This is a genomic window from Streptomyces sp. PsTaAH-137 (assembly GCF_003259365.1).
In the GTDB taxonomy this organism is placed as follows: Bacteria; Actinomycetota; Actinomycetes; order Streptomycetales; family Streptomycetaceae; genus Streptomyces.
In genome coordinates, this window is sequence record NZ_QLLY01000017.1 from 1 (window position 1) to 22,063 (window position 22,063).

The 22,063-nt window shown below is 70.3% G+C and carries 22 protein-coding genes; 9 read left to right on the forward strand and 13 right to left on the reverse strand.

The window, feature by feature from the left end; translation table 11 throughout:
• The 4 genes from K377_RS30955 to K377_RS30970 all read right to left on the reverse strand — a co-directional run.
• Positions 1–849, reverse strand: an 849-nt coding sequence (locus K377_RS30955) for a carbohydrate kinase family protein (protein WP_111666889.1), incomplete at its 3' end; no start/stop codon positions are given.
• Entirely contained in the window at positions 846–1,751 is a 906-nt protein-coding gene (locus K377_RS30960; protein WP_111666890.1) for a pseudouridine-5'-phosphate glycosidase, read from the reverse strand. The genes K377_RS30955 and K377_RS30960, both read right to left, overlap by 4 nt.
• Positions 1,752–1,919: 168 nt before the next feature.
• Complete coding sequence (gene fdhA / locus K377_RS30965) at positions 1,920–3,146, reverse strand: formaldehyde dehydrogenase, glutathione-independent (protein ID WP_111666891.1); 1,227 nt, start codon at positions 3,144–3,146, stop codon at positions 1,920–1,922.
• Positions 3,147–3,320: 174 nt separating this feature from the next.
• The gene (locus tag K377_RS30970) at positions 3,321–3,584 is read right to left on the reverse strand and encodes a GlsB/YeaQ/YmgE family stress response membrane protein (protein ID WP_111666892.1); all 264 of its coding nucleotides are present in this window, start codon (positions 3,582–3,584) and stop codon (positions 3,321–3,323) included.
• Between the two features lie 154 nt (positions 3,585–3,738).
• On the opposite strand from K377_RS30970, the gene K377_RS30975 reads away from it, so the two are divergent.
• On the forward strand, positions 3,739–4,125 hold the full coding sequence (locus K377_RS30975; RefSeq protein WP_111666893.1) for a cupin domain-containing protein: 387 nt from the start codon (positions 3,739–3,741) through the stop codon (positions 4,123–4,125).
• A gap of 25 nt (positions 4,126–4,150) precedes the next feature.
• On the opposite strand, the gene K377_RS30980 is transcribed toward K377_RS30975, so the two are convergent.
• The 3 genes from K377_RS30980 to K377_RS30990 all read right to left on the reverse strand — a co-directional run bounded on the left by K377_RS30980 (position 4,151) and on the right by K377_RS30990 (position 7,053).
• On the reverse strand, positions 4,151–5,392 hold the full coding sequence (locus K377_RS30980; protein WP_309252253.1) for an MFS transporter: 1,242 nt from the start codon (positions 5,390–5,392) through the stop codon (positions 4,151–4,153).
• A 148-nt stretch (positions 5,393–5,540) separates the two neighbouring features.
• Positions 5,541–6,125, reverse strand: coding sequence for a methylated-DNA--[protein]-cysteine S-methyltransferase (locus K377_RS30985; RefSeq protein ID WP_111667072.1), 585 nt, complete (start codon positions 6,123–6,125; stop codon positions 5,541–5,543).
• Between the two features lie 43 nt (positions 6,126–6,168).
• A complete protein-coding gene (locus K377_RS30990; protein WP_375605975.1) occupies positions 6,169–7,053 on the reverse strand; it encodes a glycerophosphodiester phosphodiesterase in 885 nt (294 codons plus the stop codon).
• 267 nt (positions 7,054–7,320) lie between these two features.
• Between K377_RS30990 and K377_RS30995 the strand changes: the two genes are divergently transcribed.
• The 7 genes from K377_RS30995 (at position 7,321) to K377_RS31025 (ending at position 15,878) form a co-directional block, all read left to right on the forward strand.
• Entirely contained in the window at positions 7,321–8,205 is an 885-nt protein-coding gene (locus K377_RS30995) for an MHYT domain-containing protein (protein WP_111666896.1), read from the forward strand.
• Positions 8,206–8,265: 60 nt separating this feature from the next.
• Positions 8,266–10,401, forward strand: coding sequence for an excinuclease ABC subunit UvrB (gene uvrB / locus K377_RS31000; RefSeq protein WP_111666897.1), 2,136 nt, complete (start codon positions 8,266–8,268; stop codon positions 10,399–10,401).
• Positions 10,402–10,509: 108 nt separating this feature from the next.
• Positions 10,510–11,130 (forward strand): TerD family protein, encoded by a 621-nt coding sequence (locus K377_RS31005; protein ID WP_202455124.1) that lies wholly within the window; start codon positions 10,510–10,512, stop codon positions 11,128–11,130.
• Between the two features lie 10 nt (positions 11,131–11,140).
• Positions 11,141–13,042 (forward strand): TerD family protein, encoded by a 1,902-nt coding sequence (locus K377_RS31010; protein WP_111666899.1) that lies wholly within the window; start codon positions 11,141–11,143, stop codon positions 13,040–13,042.
• Between the two features lie 235 nt (positions 13,043–13,277).
• Complete coding sequence (locus K377_RS31015) at positions 13,278–14,267, forward strand: TerC family protein (protein ID WP_111666900.1); 990 nt, start codon at positions 13,278–13,280, stop codon at positions 14,265–14,267.
• 130 nt (positions 14,268–14,397) lie between these two features.
• Positions 14,398–14,706, forward strand: coding sequence for a hypothetical protein (locus tag K377_RS31020; RefSeq protein ID WP_111666901.1), 309 nt, complete (start codon positions 14,398–14,400; stop codon positions 14,704–14,706).
• Between the two features lie 71 nt (positions 14,707–14,777).
• Positions 14,778–15,878, forward strand: coding sequence for a calcium:proton antiporter (locus K377_RS31025; protein WP_111666902.1), 1,101 nt, complete (start codon positions 14,778–14,780; stop codon positions 15,876–15,878).
• Here the strand turns inward: K377_RS31025 and K377_RS31030 are convergent.
• Positions 15,868–17,160, reverse strand: a complete 1,293-nt coding sequence (locus K377_RS31030) for an MFS transporter (protein ID WP_237551545.1) — start codon at positions 17,158–17,160, stop codon at positions 15,868–15,870. The genes K377_RS31025 and K377_RS31030 overlap by 11 nt on opposite strands.
• Positions 17,161–17,332: 172 nt before the next feature.
• Between K377_RS31030 and aroQ the strand changes: the two genes are divergently transcribed.
• A complete protein-coding gene (aroQ, locus tag K377_RS31035) occupies positions 17,333–17,806 on the forward strand; it encodes a type II 3-dehydroquinate dehydratase (protein WP_111666903.1) in 474 nt (157 codons plus the stop codon).
• A gap of 4 nt (positions 17,807–17,810) precedes the next feature.
• On the opposite strand, the gene K377_RS31040 is transcribed toward aroQ, so the two are convergent.
• The 5 genes from K377_RS31040 to K377_RS31060 form a co-directional block, all read right to left on the reverse strand.
• Positions 17,811–18,560: an amino acid ABC transporter ATP-binding protein gene (locus K377_RS31040; protein ID WP_111666904.1), complete on the reverse strand. Its 750-nt coding sequence runs from the start codon at positions 18,558–18,560 to the stop codon at positions 17,811–17,813.
• Positions 18,557–19,438, reverse strand: a complete 882-nt coding sequence (locus K377_RS31045) for an amino acid ABC transporter permease (RefSeq protein ID WP_111666905.1) — start codon at positions 19,436–19,438, stop codon at positions 18,557–18,559. Before K377_RS31045 ends, K377_RS31040 begins: the two co-directional genes overlap by 4 nt.
• Positions 19,435–20,307 carry an ABC transporter substrate-binding protein gene (locus K377_RS31050; protein WP_111666906.1) on the reverse strand — a complete coding sequence of 291 codons (873 nt, stop codon included), beginning with the start codon at positions 20,305–20,307 and terminating at the stop codon, positions 19,435–19,437. Before K377_RS31050 ends, K377_RS31045 begins: the two co-directional genes overlap by 4 nt.
• Before the next feature lie 114 nt (positions 20,308–20,421).
• Positions 20,422–21,078, reverse strand: a complete 657-nt coding sequence (locus K377_RS31055; RefSeq protein WP_111666907.1) for an MBL fold metallo-hydrolase — start codon at positions 21,076–21,078, stop codon at positions 20,422–20,424.
• A 9-nt stretch (positions 21,079–21,087) separates the two neighbouring features.
• Positions 21,088–21,810: a maleylpyruvate isomerase family mycothiol-dependent enzyme gene (locus tag K377_RS31060; protein ID WP_111666908.1), complete on the reverse strand. Its 723-nt coding sequence runs from the start codon at positions 21,808–21,810 to the stop codon at positions 21,088–21,090.
• Between the last annotated feature and the right edge of the window lie 253 nt (positions 21,811–22,063).

The window sequence follows — 22,063 nt, forward strand, 5'->3', positions numbered from 1 at the left end:
ACCGACGGCCTCCCCCCACGACGCCCCCCGAAGCCGCGCAGCGACCAGGCCCCCGGTGAACGCATCCCCGGCCCCCGTCGAATCCCGCACCACCACCCCCGCGGCACCCCTCACCCGCTGCCGCACCACCCCACCCCGCGCCACCAACGCCCCCGCGGCCCCCGCCTTCACGACCACCACCGAGAACCGCCCGCTCAACTTCGCCCCGGCGTCCCCGGCATCATCCACACCACTGAGCAGCACCGCCTCGTCCCGACTGGGCACCAGCACATCGACCCCCTCGGCCAGCGCCAGAAACCGCTCGGCCCCCAACTCCCGCAGAAACCCGGCCGACGCCGGATCCACACTCACCGGCACTCCACGCGCGCGTGCGTCGCGCATCGCGACGGACACCAACGCCCGCCCCGTGCCGGAGAAGAACAGATACCCGGACAGGTGCAGCCACCCCACGCCGTCCAGAAGCGCGGCCGACCAGTCCTCGGGCCCCACCCGCAAAGACGCCCCACTGTCCGTCAGAAACGTTCGCTCGCCCCCGTCGGCCTCGTCCACGAGGCTCACGACGGCCCCGGTCGGCGCCTCGGCGTCCACCACGAGCAGCGGCCGCACCCCGGCCCGCACGAGCGCCTCCTCGTGCCACCGCACGGAGTCCGCCCCGACCCGCCCGAGCAACGCCACATCGGAACAGCCCGCGTACGCCGCCCAGCAGGCCACATTGGCGCCCGCGCCACCCGGCACCGTACGGATCCGGGCCGCCGTGTCCGTCCCCCGGGCGAGCGGTCCGCGATGCCGGGCGACGACATCCGTGACGACGTCGCCGACGACGAGCAGCGCCCCACCGGCCCGCGTCACATCCGCGCCCGGGCCGCCGCGATCCGCGAGGCCAGCCGGACGTTCCCGCGCACGGCCGCCAAGTTCGCCTCCAGGGACGCCCCGTCGGTGTGCCGCACCAGATAGTCCAGCAGGAAGGGCGTCACCCCCTGCCCGCTGACGCCCTCCTCGGCGCAGGCCCGCAGCCCGCTCTCCAGCACGCGCGCGTGGAGCGCCGGATCCAACTGGGACTCCTCCGGTACGGGGTTGGCGACGATCAGCGCGGACTCCTGCGCCGCCAGGTCGTCCTGCGCCCGCATGACCCGGGCCACCTCCTCCGGAGTGCGGAGCGTCCAGTCGACCGGCTCCCCGGAGTCGGCGAGGTAGAAGCCGGGGAAGCGCTCGGTGCCGTATCCGGCCACCGCCACCCCCAGCGTCTCCAGCCGCTGCAACGTGGCCGGCACATCGAGGATCGACTTGACGCCCGCACAGACCACGGTGATCCGCGTCCGGGCGAGCAGCCCCAGGTCGGCCGACTCGTCCTGGGTCTGCGTCCAGCCCCGGTGCACCCCACCGAGGCCGCCCGTCGCGAAGACCCGTATCCCGGCACGCGCCGCGAGCAGCGCCGTCGCGGAGACGGTCGTCGCGCCGCTGGCGCCCGTCGCCATGGCGAGCGGAAGATCCCGCTGGCTCAGCTTGCGGATGCCGTCCTCGTTGGCGATCCGTTCCACCTGCGCCTTGTCCAGGCCGACATGAGGACGCCCGTCCAGGACGGCGATGGTCGCGGGCACCGCCCCCGCGTCCCGTACGACGTCCTCCAGTTCGAGGGCCACCCGCAGATTCCGGGGCCGCGGCAGCCCATGAGCAATGATCGTCGATTCCAGCGCCACCACCGGGCGCCCCGCTCCGACCGCGTCACGTATCTCGTCCGACACCACCAGCATGTGCGTGCCTCCTCGGCCCCTCTGATCTGTCCCTGACATCCCTGGCGGACGCGCGTCACTCTCAAACACGCGATCCGTGGGCGAGGCGTACACGGAGAAACCACGAGGGGCACGGGAAGGGGGCTCCACGCGCGCGTGGAGCCCCCTTCCCCCGACTGTGCCGTACTCCTAGACGGGCCGCGCGCCGCTCAGCGCGCCGTGCGGATCGAGGACGTACTTCCTGCTCGCCCCCTGGTCGAACTCCGCGTAGCCGCGCGGCGCGTCCTCAAGGCCGATCACCGTCGCGTTGACGGCCTTCGCGATGTGCACGCGCTCGTGCAGAATCGCCATCATCAGCCCCCGGTGGTACTTCATGACGGGGCACTGCCCGGTCGTCAGCCGATGGCTCTTCGCCCAGCCGAGACCCAGCCGGACCTTCAGCGTTCCGGTGCGCGCGTCCTGGTCGACACCGCCCGGGTCGTCGGTCACGTACAGACCGGGGATGCCGAGCGCGCCGCCGGCCGTCGTGAGGCCCATCAGGGAGTTCAGGACCGTCGCCGGCGCCTCGGGGGCGTCCGGGCCGTGCGCGCGGGCCTCGAATCCGACCGCGTCCACGGCCGCGTCGACCTCCGGTACACCCAGGATCTGCGCGACCTGGTTCTCGGCCGTGCCCTGCGTCAGGTCGACCGTCTCGCAGCCGAAACTCCGCGCCTGGGCCAGCCGTTCGGGGTTCAGATCGCCGACGATCACCACGGCGGCACCCAGCAGGTACGCCGACGCGGCCGCCGCGAGACCGACGGGCCCGGCCCCGGCGACGTACACGGTCGAGCCGACCTTCGTCCCCGCCGTGACCGCGCCGTGGAATCCGGTCGGGAAGATGTCCGACAGCATCGTCAGATCGAGGAGCTTCTCGCGCGCCTGGTCGGCGTCGGGGAAGCGCAGCGCGTTGAAGTCCGCGTACGGGACCATCACGTACTCGGCCTGACCGCCGACCCAGCCGCCCATGTCGACATAGCCATAAGCCGCCCCGGGACGTGCGGGATTGACGTTCAGGCAGATGCCCGTCTTGCGCTCCTTGCAGTTGCGGCAGCGGCCGCACGCGATGTTGAACGGCACCGAGACGATGTCCCCGACGCCCAGGAACTCCACGTCGGGGCCCTTCTCGACGATCTCGCCCGTGATCTCGTGGCCCAGAACCAGGCCCTCGGGCGCCGTGGTGCGGCCGCGCACCATGTGCTGGTCGCTGCCGCAGATGTTGGTGGCCAGCACCTTCAGGATCACGCCGTGCCGGCAGACCCGGCCGACGTTGGCGGGCGCCACCCCCGGGCCGTCCTTCAGTTCGAGCGTCGGGTGGTCGATGGTCCTGACCTCGACCGCGCCCGGTTTGAGATATGCGACTGCCCTGTTTCCGCTCATGCCTGATCGCCGTCCCTTCGGCTTCGTCGCTCGTCGTCGGCGGATGCTCCGGCTGTGCGCACGGTGGAGTCTGCTACCGAAACAGCGCGCTGAGGAGACGTGCGGCGCGATGCCGTTGAAACCGGCGCCGCCGAAGGGGCGGCGATCAGGCGGGCGCGGCCGCGGGGGCGTTGCTCAGCGGCGCGCCCGGCCGCGGTCGAGCAGGCCCACCCCGAGCGCGGCCAGGCCGATCTGGATCAGCCACTCGATCCAGTCCACTCCCTTGGTGTCGGCGACGTCGAAGCCCGCGGCGATCGCCGACCCGAGCAGGGCCGCCACGATGCCGACGGCGATCGTCGCCAGGATCCCGATCCGTTGGCGTCCGGGCAGGACCAGCCGCCCGAGCACGCCGATGATGATGCCGATCACTATCGCGCTGAGAATCCCGGAGATCTCCATGTCGCTATGAGCTCCCTCGTATCGGCTGTGTCGCCAAGTCGCTTTTCGCGTCTGTCAGTCATGTGCCCCTTGACGAGCCGTCCAGTCGGCGGGCCCGGCACGCTACGAGGCGTCCAGTGAGGCGAGGGGCGCGTGCCGACTAGGGTGACCAGCCATGACCGCGAACGACCAGACCACAGCCGCTACGGCCGCCTCCGCTCCCTCTTTCGCCGTGCGCGTCCCGGATGTGGAGCTCGAACCGGAGCCGCTCGACCCCGCACAGATCGTCTCCGGCACCCCCGAGGTCACCGGCAAGGTGCTGTGGGAGTCGGCCGACGGCACCCAGCTGAGGGGCATCTGGCAGATCACGCCCGGCGTGGTCACCGACACGGAGGCGAACGAACTGTTCGTCGTCGTCAGCGGCCGCGCCACCGTCGAGGTGGAGGGCGGCGACACCCTGGAGGTCGGCCCGGGCAGCGCGGCGGTACTGCGCGAGGGCGATCGCACGACGTGGACCGTGCACGAGACGCTGCGCAAGGCGTACCACATCACGCTGGGCTGAACGTTTCCGCTGAAGGTTCCGAAGGTCAGCCCTGTTGGGTGATGCGGCGGGTGAACAGCGCGAGCGCGGCGAGCGGCAGCAGCAGGCAGGCCGCCGCCAGGTTCAGCCACGCGTAGCTGGCCGTCGCCACGACCAGGCCCGCGGTCGCGCCGCCGACACCCGCCGCCAGGCTCGTCGTCAGATCGGACAATCCCTGTGCGGCGGCCCGCGCGGCCTGCGGCACGGAGTCGGTGAGCAGCGCGGACCCCGCGACGAGCCCCGCCGACCAGCCGAGCCCGAGCGTGAACAGCCCCGCCGCGCTCTGCGCACGGCTGCCGTCCGCGGTCCCGGCGAGCAGGGCCGCGCACGCGAGCAGGCCGACACCGAGCCCGATCACGCTGAGCCGTCCGAACCGGTCGGCCAGCCGCCCCATGACCGGGGAGAACGCGTACATCCCCGTGATGTGCCCACTGATCACGAGTCCGATCAGTTGGATTCCCGCGCCGTGGTGCTGGAGATCCACCGGTGTCATCGACATGACCGACACCATCGCGGTGTGCGACACGGCGACCGTCACCAGCGCGAGCCGGGCCCGCGGCGAGGCCGCGACCGCCGAGAACCCCGCCCGGACGGAGCGGGCCTCGGGTCTTCGCTCCTCGGCGGGGGCCGCCGCGCGTGCGGTCAGCAGGGGATCGGGCCGCAGCATGATCTGCACCAGGGCCGCGGACACGAGGAAGACCCCGGCCGCCCATACGAACGGCCCTGCTTCCTCCGGTATCCCGAAACCGCTGACGCTGCGGCCCGCGGGCGCCGCGATGTTCGGCCCGAGCACGGCGCCGATGGTGGTGGCCCACACGACCGTCGAGATCGCGCGGGCCCGCCGGTCCGGCGCGGCCAGATCGGCGGCCGCGTACCGGGCCTGCAGATTCGCGGACGACGCCGCGCCGAACCCGGCGAGCCCGACCAGCAGCAGCGGGAAGCTCCCGGCCACGGCGGCGGCCACGGTCGTCGCCGCGCCCGCCACGCCGATCAGATAGGCAAGCACGAGCCCGGCCCGCCGCCCCCGCGCGTTCATCAACGAGGCCAGCGGCACGGAGAGCACAGCGGTTCCGGCGACGCTCGCGGTGGACGCGAGCCCGGACAGCGCCTCGTCCCCGCTCACCCGCTTAGCGAGCACTGCGGCCAGCGCGATCCCTGTAGCGGTCCCCAGACCGCCGAGTATCTGCGAGGCGACGAGCACCCGCTGCGTCCGCCGCTGCAAGGCCACGACGTCCGACTCGATACCCACGGTCGGCCCGGCATCCACCGCCGGCCCGGCGCCCGCAGCCCGTCCCGCGTTCGCGGACGCGCCCTTCAGGCGAAAGAGCCACCCACCACTCGCACGCACCACAACAACCCCCACCCCGCCAACGCCCAGCCGCAGCCCAGAGACCCTCTCAGAACAGAGGTTCGGGCAACACCCCTTCCAGGGCGAGCAGTTTCCGCTTCGTCTCCAGACCGCCCCCGAACCCACCGATGCCCCCGTCGCGCTCCACGACCCGGTGGCACGGCACCACGACCGGCAGCGGATTCGCCCCCATCGCCGCCCCCACGGCCTGAGCGGCGGCCGGCTGCCCGACCCGCCGGGCCAGATCCCCGTACCCCACCACCGCGCCGTACGACACCCCGGACGCCAGCTCGCGCAGCACCTCCCGGTTGAACCCGGCGATCAGCGACCAGTCGAGCGGCACGTCGAAGTCGCGTCGCCGTCCGGCGAAATACTCCGCCAACTGCCGTATCGCCTCGGCGAGCAGCGGAGAGTCGGGCGCCTCGACCGGCTCGGTCCCGAAGCGGGAGCCGATCCGGTCGAGCGCCCTGTCCCGTACCGCGTCGGTGGCGTGGAAGACCACGTTCACCAGACCGTCCCTCGTCGCGGCCAGCAGCAGCGGCCCGATGTCACTGCCCACGACGGCCCACACGACCCGCTGCGGCGCGGCCGCGGCGTCCCGGTCGTTCTGCTCGTTCTGCCCGGTGGCGTCCATGGCGACCACGGTACGGCGGGCCACTGACAACGCCGGGCGGGACTCAGTCGTCCAGCGCCTCACGCACCACGTCGGGGTTGTTCGTGATGATCCCGTCGACCCCGTACCCGGCCACACGCTGCGCGGCCGCCGCGTCGTTGACGGTCCACGTGTAGACCTGGAGGGGCTTGCCGTGCGGCCCCTTGAACGCGTGCGCCGCGGTGACGTAGTCCGTGCCGATGGTCGTGTTCGACGGGTTGATCTGATCGGCGAACTTCGCGTACGCGGGCAGCTCCGCCACGGCGGGGGTGCCCAGGAAACCGGTCGTGATGTCGGGCCGCCGCTCGTGCACGGTCCGGACGCTGGCGGCGTCGAAGCTCTGGATGACCAGCCGCTGCTTGACGTGTCCGCGGTTCAGCCAGCCGTCCCGGCCCAGCTGTCGCAGGATCTGGCCCTCGATGCCCGGGTACAGATCGGGCGACTTGATCTCCAGGAGGAGCTTCTGGTGGTTGCGCTCCACCCGCCGCAGGTACTCGTGCAGCGTCGGGATCCGCGCACCCGTGAACTCGGCGCCCTTCCAGCTGCCCGCGTCCAGCTTGGCGATCTCGGCGGCGGTGAAGTCCCGTACGTTCCACGGAGCGCGGTCGGGGAAGATCTGCTCGACGTCGGTGGTGCGCGACAGCGTCGTGTCGTGCAGGACCACCAGGGCGCCGTCCTTGGTGCGCTGGACATCGTTCTCGACCCAGTCGAAGCCGAGCTTGTTGGCCTTGTCGACGGCTTCGAGCGTATTTTCGGGGGCGTAGGCGGAGGCACCTCGGTGGGCCACGATGACGGGATCGTGGTGCTGGGCGGACTCGGGTGCGGCCTGAGCCGCCGCGGGCAGGACCAGAACCCCGATGACGGCCGTACCGGTCATGCAGGCCAGGGCGACTGCTGTACGTGCGGACACGTCTCCTCCTCGTGCGTCGTGGATCACGGACGGCACGAGCGTGACAGCCCGGAGCCAACAGAACACAGGCGAAGGATGGTCAGAGGTTGAACGGAGTTACCCAACTGCGACGACCCCCGTGTCGGATGCCAGGATTCTTTGCCGGAAAATCGTTCGGACGTTCCCGCGTGAGCTTTAATCTCAGGCTCAACCGCGGTCACTAAAGTGGCCGCCCCGGGGCACCAGCAAGGCACCTCACGGCACAACAGGGCGGAAGGGCTGCGACACATGCAGGGCACGGTCGACGGCTTCAGTTATGGACTCGTCACACCGGTGGTGGCGTATCTCATGGCTTGCCTGGGAGGCGCACTGGGCTTGCGCTGCACGACCAGATCGCTTCTGGTGGCCAACACCTGGCGGGCCGGCTGGCTCGCGCTCGGCTCGGCCGCCATCGGTTCAGGCATCTGGACGATGCACTTCATCGCGATGATGGGCTTCTCCGTCGAGAGAGTGCCGATCCACTACGACATGGCCACGACGTTCGCGAGCCTCGGCGTCGCCATCGTCATGGTCGGCGTCGGCGTCTTCATTGTCGGCTACAGGGGAGCGACCGGCCCCGCCCTGTTCACCGGGGGCACCATCACCGGCCTGGGCGTCGCCACCATGCACTACCTCGGAATGGCCGGAATGCGCCTTCACGGGACGATTCAGTACAACATCGTCACCGTGGTGGCTTCCGTGGTGATCGCCATGGTGGCCGCCACCCTCGCCCTGTGGGCCGCCGTACAGGTCCGCGGCATTCTCTGGAGCCTCGGCGCGAGCCTCGTCATGGGACTCGCCGTGTCCGGCATGCACTACATGGCGATGACAGGCGTCAGCGTCCATGTGCAGGGCTCGGTCACCGGCAACCCCGGAGGCGACACGGCCGCCGGCATCATCGCGCCCATGATGATCGGCCCGCTCTGCTTCCTCCTCCTGGCCGGCGTGGTCGTCATGTTCGATCCGCTGATGGTCATGGGCCGCCCCGACTGGCGCGACGCACAGGAGGCGGCCGACAACCGCAGCGACGCCGCGGCCGTCCACGCCACGCACCGCAGCCGGCCGATCCAGGGCCGCCGCGTCCGTCGCTCCCTCGGCCGGCCGGAGCCGCGCCGCGCCCCGCAGGACTGGTGACGCCCGCGTCCGAAGGCTGATCCGGCCCGGTTGTCAGTGGCGGGTCGTACGGTTGATTCCATGCGGCCCGTATCCAAGATCGAACGCACGGTGGCACCTTTCGAGGTCGTCAGTCCGTACCAGCCCAGCGGTGACCAGCCCGCGGCCATCGCCGAGCTGGAGAAGCGCGTCACAGCAGGCGAGAAGGACGTGGTCCTGCTCGGCGCGACCGGCACCGGCAAGTCCGCCACCACGGCGTGGATGATCGAGAAGCTCCAGCGCCCCACCCTGGTGATGGCGCCGAACAAGACGCTGGCCGCCCAGCTGGCGAACGAATTCCGCGAGCTGCTGCCGAACAACGCGGTGGAGTACTTCGTCTCGTACTACGACTACTACCAGCCCGAGGCGTACGTCCCGCAGTCGGACACGTACATCGAGAAGGACTCCTCGATCAACGAGGAGGTGGAGCGCCTGCGCCACTCGGCGACGAACTCGCTGCTGACCCGCCGCGACGTCGTCGTGGTCGCCTCCGTCTCCTGCATCTACGGCCTCGGCACGCCGCAGGAGTACGTGGACCGCATGGTCCAACTGAAGGTCGGCGACGAGATCGAACGCGACGACCTGCTGCGCCGCTTCGTCGACATCCAGTACACGCGCAACGACCTGGCGTTCACACGCGGCACTTTCCGGGTGCGCGGCGACACCATCGAGATCTTCCCCGTCTACGAGGAGCTCGCGGTCCGCATCGAGATGTTCGGCGACGAGATCGAATCGCTCTCCACCCTCCACCCGCTCACCGGAGAGGTCATCAGCGACGACGACTCGCTGTACATCTTCCCGGCGACGCACTACGTGGCGGGCCCCGAGCGCCTGGAGCGCGCGGCGAACGACATCGAGAAGGAGCTGGGCGAGCGCCTCACCGAGCTGGAGAAGCAGGGCAAGATGCTGGAGGCCCAGCGTCTTCGCATGCGGACCACGTACGACCTCGAGATGCTCCGCCAGATCGGCTCCTGCTCCGGCGTGGAGAACTACTCGATGCACTTCGACGGCCGCGAGCCCGGCTCCCCGCCGAACACGCTGCTCGACTACTTCCCGGACGACTTCCTGCTCGTCATCGACGAGTCGCACGTCACCGTGCCGCAGATCGGAGCCATGTACGAGGGCGACGCCTCCCGCAAGCGCACGCTGGTGGACCACGGCTTCCGCCTGCCGTCGGCGCTCGACAACCGCCCGCTGAAGTGGGAGGAGTTCCAGGAGCGCATCGGCCAGACCGTCTACCTGTCGGCGACGCCCGGAAACTACGAGCTCGCCCGCTCGGACGGCTTCGTCGAGCAGATCATCCGCCCCACCGGCCTCATCGACCCCGAGGTCGTCGTCAAGCCCACCGAGGGGCAGATCGACGACCTGGTGCACGAGATCCGCACCCGCACCGAGAAGGACGAGCGCGTCCTCGTCACCACGCTCACCAAGAAGATGGCCGAGGACCTCACGGACTACTTCCTGGAGCTGGGCATCCAGGTGCGCTACCTGCACAGCGACGTGGACACCCTGCGCCGCGTCGAGCTGCTGCGCGAGCTGCGGGCGGGCGAGTACGACGTCCTGGTCGGCATCAACCTGCTGCGTGAGGGCCTCGACCTGCCCGAGGTGTCCCTGGTGGCGATCCTCGACGCCGACAAGGAGGGCTTCCTGCGCTCCGGGACGTCCCTGATCCAGACCATCGGCCGCGCCGCGCGAAACGTGTCGGGCCAGGTCCACATGTACGCCGACAAGGTCACCCCGGCGATGGAGAAGGCCATCGACGAGACCAATCGCCGCCGCGAGAAGCAGATCGCGTACAACGAGGCGAACGGCATCGACCCGCAGCCCCTGCGCAAGAAGATCAACGACATCGTGGCGTCCATCGCGCGCGAGGACGTCGACACGGAGGCGCTGCTCGGCACGGGTTACCGCAAGGGCGGCAAGGACGGAAAGGGTGCCAAGGCCCCCGTCCCCTCCCTCGGCACGGCGGACACGGGCAAGAAGAAGCGCGGCAAGGCGGAGCCGGCCGTGCCCACCGACCGTCCCGCGGCCGAGCTCTCCGAGCAGATCGAGGAGCTGACCGAGCGGATGCGCGCCGCGGCGGCCGATCTCCAGTTCGAGATCGCGGCGCGTCTGCGCGACGAGGTCTCGGAGATGAAGAAAGAGCTGCGCCAGATGAGGGAGGCGGGCCTGGCCTGACCTGCCGCGACGGGCGGAGTGATGTGGCTGTGTTGCAAGACCGCCACAATATTCCGCCCGCGGTGGCGGTGCTGTCAGTGTCGCCCTCTAGGGTTTGACCAACCGCGCATGCGCCGCGGCAACAGGGGACGGTACGAGAGGGGACAGCGCGTGGGCATCAGCTTGGACAAGGGGCAGGGGATCAGCCTCGAGAAGCAGGGCGGAGGCACCCTCACCGCCGTACGGATGGGCCTCGGCTGGCAGGCGGCTCCGCGGCGGGGCCTGTTCGGCACCCGGACCCGCGAGATCGACCTCGACGCCTCCGCGGTCCTCTTCGCCGACAAGCAGCCGGTGGACGTGGTCTTCTTCCGCCACCTCGTCAGCGACGACGGCTCGGTGCGGCACACCGGTGACAACCTGGTGGGCGGTGCGGGACAGGGCGGTGACGACGAGTCGATCCTCGTCGATCTGGCGCGCGTCCCGGTCCACATCGACCAGATCGTCTTCACGGTCAACTCGTTCACGGGCCAGACCTTCCAGGAAGTGCAGAACGCGTTCTGCCGCCTGGTCGACGAGACGAACGGCCAGGAGCTGGCCCGCTTCACGCTCGACGGCGGCGGCCAGTACACGGCGCAGATCATGGCCAAGGTCCACCGGGACGGAGCGGGCTGGCGGATGACGGCCCTGGGCACGCCGGCCAACGGCCGCACGTTCCAGGACCTGATGCCCTCCATCCTGCCCGGCCTCTAGCGGGCCGACGATGGCGGCCGAACTGGTGAGGGGCCAGAACCACCCCCTCACCCAGACCCGTCTCGAGATCCGGGTGTCGGCCGGCCACCCGGTCGTCGCGGGAGCCACGCTCGCCGACGACCGGGGCACCGTGCACGGCATCGGGCGCGTCGCCCACCCCGGCGCGCCCGCACTGCCGGGCCTCGAAGTACCGCGGCAGGCGGCGGCCGACCACCGCCTCGCCGTCGACCTCGACGCGATGCCGCAGGACGTGCACCGCGTCACCGTGCTGCTCGCCCTGCCCGTCGGCACGGGCGGACCGACCTGCTTCGGAGCGGTGGCGGCCCCGTTCGTCGCGGTCACCGGCCTCGACGGCGCCGAGCAGGCCAGCTACACCGTCACCGACCTCGACTCCGAGTCGGCCGTCGTCGCCCTGGAGCTGTACCGCCGACAGGATGCCTGGAAGGTGCGCGCCATCGGTCAGGGCTACGCCGATGGCCTCGCCGCGCTCCTCGCCGACCAGGGGCTGTCGGACGCGCGGGCGCTGGCGGGCACCATCCACGACGCCGTCGCCCAGGGCCTGGCCCGCGCGGTGGCACCCCCGCCGCGCGCGGCGGACGAGAGCCAGGTCCGCGCGGCGGCCACCGCGGGCCGCGCCTCCGGCGCCCTGCCGCCCACTCCCGCGGCCCCGGCCGGCGGCGGCCCGAGCGGCCCCATCGACTACAGCCACCCGCGCCGTCAGGCCCCGCCGCCCCCACCCTCCGTACAGCCTGCCGAGCCGGGCCGGCCGGCCGCGCCGGTCGCGGGTGACGCCAGCGGCTGGACCATGGAGGAGCGGCTCTACAACCAGGTGTGGGGGATGTTCGAGGACCTGGCCCGCACCACCGCCGCCTATCGCAGCGCCGTCGACTTCGCCGACTCCCGGATGGAGCAGGAACTCGACCGCATCCTCTCGGGCCTCTCCGACCCGCGCAGCCGCATCGGCAGCCAGGGCGACGCCGCCCGCGAGGCCGCGCGGGCCAAGCACGGCGCCCTCGTCGACCGCGCCCGCGAGGCCCTCGACCGGGACCTGGCCCAGCTCGTCGCCGAGTCCGAGGTCGTCGAGCCCGCGCTCCCCGCGCCCTACGCCGGCTGGGACAACCCGTGCTGGCACGCCTACCGCAGCCCCATGGAGAACCCCATGGCCGTGCGCCTGGGCGAGCTGAGACTGCCGGAGAGCGACGGAGCGGGCCTGTGCATCCCGATGCTCGTGCGGCTGCCCCTGGAGCGCGGGCTGTGGATCGACGCGGGCGCTTCCACGGGTGACGCGCTCACCGACGCCGACACGCTGCGGGCCCGCGCCGCGCACACCGCCGTCGTCCATGTCGCCCGGCTGCTCGCGGTCCACCCGGCGGGCGAGTTCAGCGTGCACGTCATCGACCCGGCGGGTACGGCGGCGGGAGCCCTGGCCCCCCTGGTCGACGCCGGGGTGCTCGCGGGTCCGCCCGCCAGGGGAGCCGCCGGCATCGCCGAGACGCTGACCCGGCTCACCGAGCGGGTCGACCTCGTTCAGATGGCGATCCGCGCGGGTGTCGCCGACTCCCTGCCGCCCGACCTAGACACGGCCGAGCAACTGCTCGTGGTGCACGACTTCCCGCACGGTTTCGACGACCGCGCCATCACCCGGCTGCGCTATCTCGCGGACGAAGGACCGCAGGTGGGCGTCCATCTGATGCTGGTCGCCGACCGCGCGGACGCCACCGAGTACGGCCCGCTCCTCGACCCCCTGTGGCGCGCCCTGCTGCGTCTGACACCGGTGCCCGACGACCACCTCGCCGACCCCTGGGTGGGGCACACCTGGACGTATGAGCCGCCGACGGTTCCGAACGGCAGCGCGGTGCTGCGTCAAGTCCTCGCGGAGGTGGCGAAAGCCCGGCGCGACAGGGGGCTCTGACCTGCGCATTTGGTGATCTCTTTACTAATGCCTTTACCTCTCATGGGTCTTTCAAGTACTCTTCTTGACGCGGAGGGGAGTACTCCCATACGCGACGTGCCCGTCAATACGGACGACCCGGCCCCATGGCCGTCGATCCCGGGGCGTCGGCCCGAAGCCCCGGACCGGGGCTCGGGTGGAAGAGACCTCCGGCAGCGACGACGCTGATCAGTAGCCGTACGACGCCGGAGGCGCAGTGGACGTATCGATGACCCTGTGGGTGCTGACCATTCTTGGTTTGTGCGCCCTGATCGCGGTCGACTTCTTCATCGGGCGCAAGCCCCATGACGTGTCGATCAAGGAAGCCGGCATCTGGACCGTGGTCTGGATCGCTCTGGCGGTGCTCTTCGGCATCGGCGTGACGGTCTGGGGCAGTGGCCAGGCCGGTGGCGAGTTCTTCGCCGGCTTCATCACCGAGAAGTCGCTCAGTGTCGACAATCTCTTCGTCTTCATCCTGATCATGGCGAAGTTCTCGGTGCCGACCCACCTGCAGCAGCGCGTGCTGCTCTTCGGTGTGCTCATCGCCCTCGTCCTGCGGGCGATCTTCATCGCGGCGGGCGCCGCGATCATCTCGAGCTTCTCGTGGGTCTTCTACCTCTTCGGTGCCTTCCTCATCTACACCGCCTGGAAGCTCATCAAGGAGGCCCTGGCGGACGAGGAGGAAGAGGACTTCGAGGAGAACCGTCTCCTGAAGTCGGTGGAGAAGAGGTTCGGCGTCGCGGACCGATACCACGGCACGAAGCTGTTCATCCAGCAGCACGGCAAGAAGGTCATGACGCCGCTCCTGGTCGTCATGCTCGCCATCGGTATGACCGACGTGCTGTTCGCGATGGACTCGATCCCGGCGATCTTCGGCCTGACCCAGGACCCGTACATCGTCTTCACGGCGAACGCCTTCGCCCTGATGGGTCTGCGCCAGCTGTACTTCCTCATCGGTGGCCTGCTCAAGAAGCTGGTCCACCTCAGCTACGGCCTGTCGGTGATCCTCGGCTTCATCGGCGTGAAGCTGATCCTGCACGCCCTGCACGAGTCCGGCGTGCACGTACCGGAGATCTCCATCCCGGTCTCGCTCGCCGTCATCTGTGGCGTCCTGATCATCACGACGATCACCAGCCTCATCGCCTCGAAGAAGCAGGCCGAGCGCGACGCGGCCGAAGAGGCTCAGAAGGACAGCATCGAGGCCTGACACCAGCAGGCGTAGGGATTACCAGCACCGGGAGGGGTGCGCGGCCGATTGCCGCAGACCCCTCCCGGTGCTTGCTTGTGCCCTGAGCGTGTCCCGCTCCCGGGGCACGACGGCACGAGGGGGAGGCCCCATGAGCCAGAAGTTCGTCCAGATCATCGACTTTGAGTCGCAGCGGATGGACGAGATACGGGAACTGCTCGACCGGTTCGAGCGGCAGATGCAGGGCACACCCGGCGGCCCCACGCACCGCGTCCTGCTCCAGGACCGGGAGAAGACGGGACGCTACCTCGCGATCGTCGAGTTCGAGTCCTACGACGACGCCATGCGCAGCAACGAACGCCCCGAGGTCGGCAAGCTCAACGAACAGCTCTCGGCCCTGTGCACCCGGCCGCCGGCCTTCACCAACTGCGATCTGAAGGACGCGCGCGAACTGAAGTGAGCCGGACCGGAACCGCCGCGCGGTGCTGATCCAGGTCGCGCCCCCACACCGCCCCGGGCAGCATCAAAGGCATGATCACCAGACTTCGGGCACTGGCCACACGGTGGACCGTTCTCGTCCCGGTGCTGGCGATCGTGCTGCTCGGGTGCACCTGGGGGCGCGAACTGCCGGGTGTCCTGGTCGCCCTCGTCTCCCTGGTCCTCGCGGGCTCCGTGCTCGCGGCCGTCCATCACGCGGAGGTCGTCGCCCATCGCGTCGGTGAACCCTTCGGCTCGCTCGTGCTCGCCGTCGCCGTCACCATCATCGAGGTGGCGCTCATCGTCACCCTGATGGCCGACGGCGGGCCCAAGAGCTCGACCCTCGCCCGGGACACGGTCTTCGCCGCCGTCATGATCACCTGCAACGGCATCGTCGGTGTCAGCCTCCTCGCGGCCTCCCTCCGTCATCGAGTGGCGATCTTCCAGTCGGAGGGAACCGGCGGTGCCCTCGCCACCGTCGCCACCCTGGCCACGCTCTGCCTGGTCCTGCCGACGTTCACGACGAGCAAGATCGGACCCGAGTTCTCCACGTCGCAGCTGGTCTTCTCGGCCGTCTCCGCGGTCGTCCTGTACGGGCTGTTCGTGGCGACGCAGACCGTGCGCCACCGCGACTACTTCCTGCCGATCTCCCGGCAGGGCGTGGTCATCGACGCCGACGACCACGCCGAAGCACCGACCAACCGCACCGCGCTGTTCAGTCTCGGTCTCCTCGGTCTCGCCCTCATCGGCGTCGTCGGGCTCGCCAAGGGCGTCTCCAAGACGATCGAGCACGGCGTGGAGGCGGCGGGCATGCCGCAGGCCGTGGTCGGCGTGATCATCGCGCTCCTCGTGCTGCTGCCGGAGACCATCGCGGCGCTGCGCGCCGCCCGGCGCGACCGCGTGCAGACCAGCCTCAACCTCGCGCTCGGCTCGGCGATGGCCAGCATCGGGCTGACCGTGCCGGCCGTCGCCATCGCCTCGTTCTGGCTGTCGGGACCGCTGGTGCTCGGTCTGGGTGCCACCCACATGGTCCTGCTCGCGCTGACCCTCGTGGTCAGCACCCTGACCGTGGTGCCCGGACGGGCGACTCCGCTCCAGGGCGGCGTGCATCTGGTGATCCTCGCCGCGTACGTGGAACTCGCCGTCACGCCGTGACAGCGTCCTGCGCCACCGCGGCGGGCGCCGTCTCCGGCAGCAGGACGAAACACCCCAGGCTCAGCGCCGCGACACCCGACAGATACAACCCCACACCCCATGGAACCCCCGCTCCCTCACCGGCCAGCGCCGTCGCCACGATCGGCGTCAGCGCCCCGCCCAGCACGCCGCCCAGGTTGTAGCCGACGGCGGCACCCGTACAACGGACCCGCGGCTCGTACAGTTCCGGCAGATACGCGGCGATCACGGCGAACATCGCGATGAACGCGAGCAGGGCCACCAGGAATCCCAGGAACATCAGCAACGGTTCCCCGGTGGACAGCAGCGCCACCATCGGCACCATCCACACCACGGCCACGGCGCACCCCGCGAGACAGACCGGCCGTCGCCCGAACCGGTCCCCGAGCAGGGCCGCCACCGGTGTCAGCGCACCCTTGACGACGACGGCCGCCATGATGCAGGCCAGCATCACACTGCGGCTCACGCCCAGCCGTTCAACTCCATAGGCGAGCGACCAGGTCGTCACCGAGTAGAAGATCGCGTACCCGACGGCGAGCGCGCCGGCGGTGAGCAGCACCAGCCGCCCGTGCCCGCGGACCACCTCGGCGAGCGGCAGCCGCGCCGGTTCCTCCATGGAGAGGAAGGCGGGACTCTCCACCAAAGAAGAGCGCAGCCACAGTCCGACCAGGGCCAGGACCCCTGCGGCCCAGAAGGGCACACGCCAGCCCCAGTCCGCGAACTGCGCGTCGGTGAGCGCCGCCGACAGGGCGAGCATGATGCCGTTGGCCAGCAGGAAGCCCGCCGATGGGCCGATCTGCGGAAGGCTCGCCCACAGGCCGCGCCGCCCGGCGGGCGCGTGCTCGGCCGTGAGCAGGACCGCTCCGCCCCACTCGCCGCCCAGACCGAGCCCTTGCAGAAAGCGCAGCACGAGCAGCAGCAGGGGAGCGGCCACCCCGATCGACGCGTACGTGGGCACGAATCCGACCGCAACGGTCGTCGCCCCGGTCAGCAGCAGCGAGCCCACCATCACAGGACGCCGGCCACGACGGTCCCCGATGTGCCCGAACAGGACCGACCCGAGCGGTCTCGCCACGAAGCCCACTCCGAATGTCGCGAAGGCCGCGAGAGTTCCCGCGAGCGGCGAGAACGTCGGAAAGAAGAGCGGGCCGAGGACGAGTGCCGCCGCGGTGCCGTAGACGAAGAAGTCGAAGAACTCGATGGCCGTACCGACCAGGGCGGCCGCCGCGAGACGTGGCAGTGACGGACCGTGAGAAGTGCGCATGACGCGGCAACTACCCGTGATCGAGGCTGGTTACGGGGCGTACGAGAGCGCGGCCGGAGGCGCACGAGTGCGCTCGACGATCCCGTACGCGATCCGTGTCGGCCGACGTCGGCCGTGCCGAGAGCCCGTGATAGACCCTCAGGGAGCAACCGCCCGACGTACGGAGGTCCCAGTGCCGCACACCCTCGCCAGCGCCCCGATCATGGTTCTCAACGGTCCCAACCTGAACCTGCTCGGCAAGCGCCAGCCCGAGATCTACGGCCTCGACACGCTCGCCGACATCGAGGCGCTCTGCGTGAAGGCGGCCGCGTCCCATGGCGCCACGGTGGACTTCCGGCAGTCCAACCACGAGGGCGAGCTGGTCGACTGGATCCACGAGGCCCGGGAGAACCACGTGGGCATCGTCATCAACCCGGCCGCCTACTCGCACACGTCGGTGGCGATCCTGGACGCGCTCAACACCTGCGACGGCATGCCGGTGATCGAGGTCCACATCTCCAACATCCACCAGCGCGAGGAGTTCCGGCACCACTCCTACGTGTCGCACCGCGCCGACGGAGTGATCGCCGGATGCGGTGTGCAGGGGTACGTGTTCGGAGTGGAACGAGTGGCCGCGCTGGCAGCCCCCGCCACGGCGCGCGCGTAGACGGCTACAGGCGCCCCGCCTCCACGATCCGCCGCAGGAACCGGCGGGTGCGTTCCTGCCGCGGATCCCCGAAGACGGCTTCGGGGGAACCGTGTTCGAGCACGACACCGCCCTCCAGGAAGCACACCTGGTCGGCGACCTCGCGCGCGAAGCTCATCTCGTGCGTGGCCAGCACCATGGTCATGCCCTCGCCCTTCAAGCCGCGTACGACGTCGAGGACTTCTCCCACCAGCTCCGGGTCGAGGGCCGCGGTGATCTCGTCGAGCAGCAGCAGGCGAGGCCGGACGGCGAGGGCCCGGACGATCGCCGCACGCTGCTGCTGGCCGCCGCTGAGCCGGTCCGGGTACTCGTCGGCCTTCGCGCCGAGCCCGAGGCGCTCCAGCAGACCCCTGGCCTGCTCCTCGGCCGCCTTCCGCGCGACACCGTGCACCCGGCGCGGTGCCAGCGTGATGTTATCCAGGACGGTCAGGTGCGGGAACAGGTTGTACGCCTGGAACACGATCCCGATCCGGCGCCGCACGGCGTCCGCGTCCGTGCGCGGATCGGTGATCTCCGCACCGTCCAGCCAGATCGCCCCGTCGTCGATCTCCTCCAGGAGGTTGGCGCAGCGCAGCAGTGTCGACTTTCCCGAGCCGGAGGCGCCGATCAGGGCCGTCACGGTGTGCGGGGCGACGTCGAGGTCCACGTCGCGCAGCACCACGCTCCCGCCGAACGTCTTGCGCACCGACCGCATCCGCAGCACGGGCTCGGTCATACGAGGCCTCCTTGGGCCCGGCGGCGGTCCATACGGGCCGTCACCCAGTCGGTGAAGCGGGTCATGGGGATGGTGAGCGCGACGAACACCAGACCCGCGACCACGTAAGGCGTGTAGTTGAAATCCTTGCCGGCGATGATCTGCGCCGCGTACACGGCGTCCACCGCACCGCCGATGGAGACGAGCCCGGTGTCCTTCTGCAGCGACACCAGGTCGTTCAGCAAAGGAGGCACGACACGGCGCACCGCCTGGGGCAGCACCACGTAGCGCAGCGTCTGACGGTTGCTGAGCCCCAGGGAGCGCGCGGCGGCCCGCTGCGAGGAGTGCACCGACTCGATGCCGGCGCGGAAGACCTCGGCGACGTACGCCGAGTACGTCAGCACGAGCGCGGCCCCTCCCAGGACCACGGGATCCGTGGTGACTCCCTGGAGCCGCAGGGCGGGCACACCAAAGATGATCAGCAACAGGCAGATGATGAGCGGCAGTCCGCGGAAGAAGTCCGTGTACGCCGTCGCCAGCGCCCGCACCGGAAAGAACACAGGTCCCCGCAGGGTGCGCGCCAGGGCCAGCAGCATCCCGAGGACGAGCACGCACGCCCCGCACACCACCAGGAGGCGTACGTTCAGCCACAGGCCTTCCAGGACGTCGGGCAGCGCCACGCGCGCGTAGTGCGCGCTGAAGAAGGTTTCCTTCGTGCGGTCCCAGCCGGGGGAGCCGGTGACGACGAGGAACAGGACGGCACCGGTGACCAGGGTGCTGAGCGCGGCGATGGCGGTCGCGCGCCGTGCACGGGCGCGCCGGTGGCGCTCGCGGGCCCTGCGCCGCTCGGAGGGGACGTACGTGTCCTCCACGGGGGCGGGCTGTTTCGGGACGGTCACTTCAGCACCGGAGCATCGACGGCCTCGGACAGCCACTTCTTCTCCAGCGAGGCGAGCGTGCCGTCCTTGCGGAGCGAGTCCACGGCGCCGGTCACGCAGGAGGTGAGCTTGCTTTCCTTGTCGAGTACGAGGCCGAACTGCTCCGGTGTGCCACCGGTGTTGTCGAACTGGCCCACCACCTCGGCGTCGGTGACCTCGGCGCCCGTGATGTAGAAGGCGGTCGGCAGGTCGACGACGATCGCGTCCACCTGGCCGTTCTTCAGCGCGGACTTGGCGAAGTCGTTCTTCTGGTAGACGGCGGGCTTCTGGTCCGGCTTCACCAGGTCGTTGATGAAGTCCAGGCTGGTGGTGCCGACCTGGGCGCCGAGTTTCACGCCCTTGAGGTCGGCCACGGTCTTCGCCTTGGCCGCTTTGGAGGACTTGAGGGCGACGACTGCCTGTCGCACGTCGTAGTAGCCGGACGAGAACGCCACGGCCTTCTTGCGCGCCTCACTGATCGACACCTGGTTGATGTCGAAGTCGAACTTCTTGGCACCCGGTGCGAAGGAGCTGTTGAACGGCACGGTCCGCCAGGCCACTTGAGACTTCTCGTAGCCGAGCTGTTTCGCCACGGCGTAGGCGACGGCCGATTCGAAGCCCTTGCCGTTGGCCGGGTCGTCGTCCTGGAACCACGGGGCGTAGGCGGGCTTGTCGGTGCCCACGGTGAGCTTCCCGGAGGCGACCGTGGCGAGCTTGCCGGGAGCGCAGGAGGAGGCGGTCGCGGGCTTGTCCCCGGCCTTGTTCTCAGGTTCGGGGGCGCAGGCCGCCGTCGCGGCGAGGACCACGGTCGAGCAGAGGGCAAGACGCACGGTGCGATTGTCGAGAGGCATGGCGGGAGACTGGCAGCGCTCAGGCCCGTCTGTCGAGGTCAGACGGGCAACTGTCCGCATGGTGGGAACGGTGTTGCAGGTTCGTGAACACCCGTCCCGTACGGGCCTCTTGGGTCACCAGCCCCGGGCGCGCCACTCCTGCAGATGCGGCCGCTCGGCCCCCAGCGTCGTGTCGTTCCCGTGCCCCGGGTAGACCCAGGTCTCGTCGGGGAGCCGCGCGAAGATCTTCGTCTCCACGTCGTCGATGAGGCTGGTGAAGGCCTGCGGGTCCTTCCAGGTGTTGCCCACGCCGCCCGGGAAGAGGCAGTCACCGGTGAAGACGTGCGGGTGGCCGTGCGGGTCGTCGTAGACCAGGGCGATGGAGCCGGGCGTGTGGCCCACCAGGTGGCGGGCCGTGAGCGAGATCTGGCCGAACTCGATCGTGTCCCCGTCGGCCACGGCCACGTCCGTCGCCACCGGGATGCCCTCGGCGTCGTCGCGCCCGGCGAACGTGCGCGCACCGGTCGCCGCGACGACCTCGGAGAGGGCCTGCCAGTGGTCCCCGTGCTGGTGCGTGGTGACGACGGCCGCGATGCCGTCGTCACCGATGAGGCGCAGCAGCGTCTTCGGCTCGTTCGCCGCGTCGATGAGGAGCTGCTGGTCGGTCGCGCGGCAGCGCAGCAGATAGGCGTTGTTGTCCATCGGCCCGACCGCGACCTTGGAGATCATCAGGCTCTGCAGCTCGTGCACGTCCGCCGGGCCGCCGACCTTCACCGTTCCGCTGTACGTCATGGGTTCAGCCTATAGCGGGGGCAGTGTCGGCAGGGTGCCCCGGTCGACGGCGAGGGCGGAGCCCGGGCGACGGCCGCAGAGCCAGCCCAGGAGGTCGGCGGGGCGGCCCGTTACGGACAGGGGGGCACCAGGAGCGCCGCCGCCCGTTGTCCAGTTGCCGGTGCCGAATCCGGCGCCCCGGCTCCACATGCGCCCCGTCTCCGTGACCAGGGCCACGGACGGCACCTCGCTGTGCCCGGCGAAACGCTCGGCCAGGAAGTCGATCTCGCGGTAGGTGAACTCCTCCGGGAGGTCCTCCAGCTCGTAGCCGATCCCGAGGTCCACGTGGTGCAGCTCGACCTCGACGAGACGACGGAAGGGGATGCGGGAGGCTGTGTCGGTGACCCCGTTGCGGAGCTCGACCGTCCGCCCCCAGTCGCCTTCCTCTGCTCCGGCACGCGCGAACAGCTCCGCGCTCTCGCGCACGTCGTCGAGCTGTTCGCGCAGCCCGCGCGGCGCGTCGCGCGCGATGTCGGCGTCGCGTGCCTCGGCGCTCACGTACATGGGGCGGCCGGCGAGAACGTTGACCAGCGCCTCCGCGTTCCGGGCGAGGTGGGCCAGCACATGGCCACGACTCCAGCCCGGAAGCCGTGACGGCTCGGTCACGTCGGCGTTGTCCAGGGTGCCGACCACGGCGAGCAGCCTGTCGGTCGCTTCGCGTACAGACTCCAGGTCGCGCACGTGATCAATCATGGCGCCGACGATAGCTGCGCCACACGTTCGGGTGAAGGTGGCCGACGTCGCGCCTAAATCGAATACACGTGCTATATGGTCGAGTGCGACATCGGGCATGGTTGAAGGTCCGGTTTTGTTAGCAAGCAGGGAAACCAACCGGCGTTGTCAGTGGCTCCCTCTACTCTTCGAAGACAGCCCTCTCGTGACTTTCCCGGGGCTCTCTCGGGGCGTCCTCGAGAGAGCCAGACCTCGGGGGGCGGGGGCTATCGCC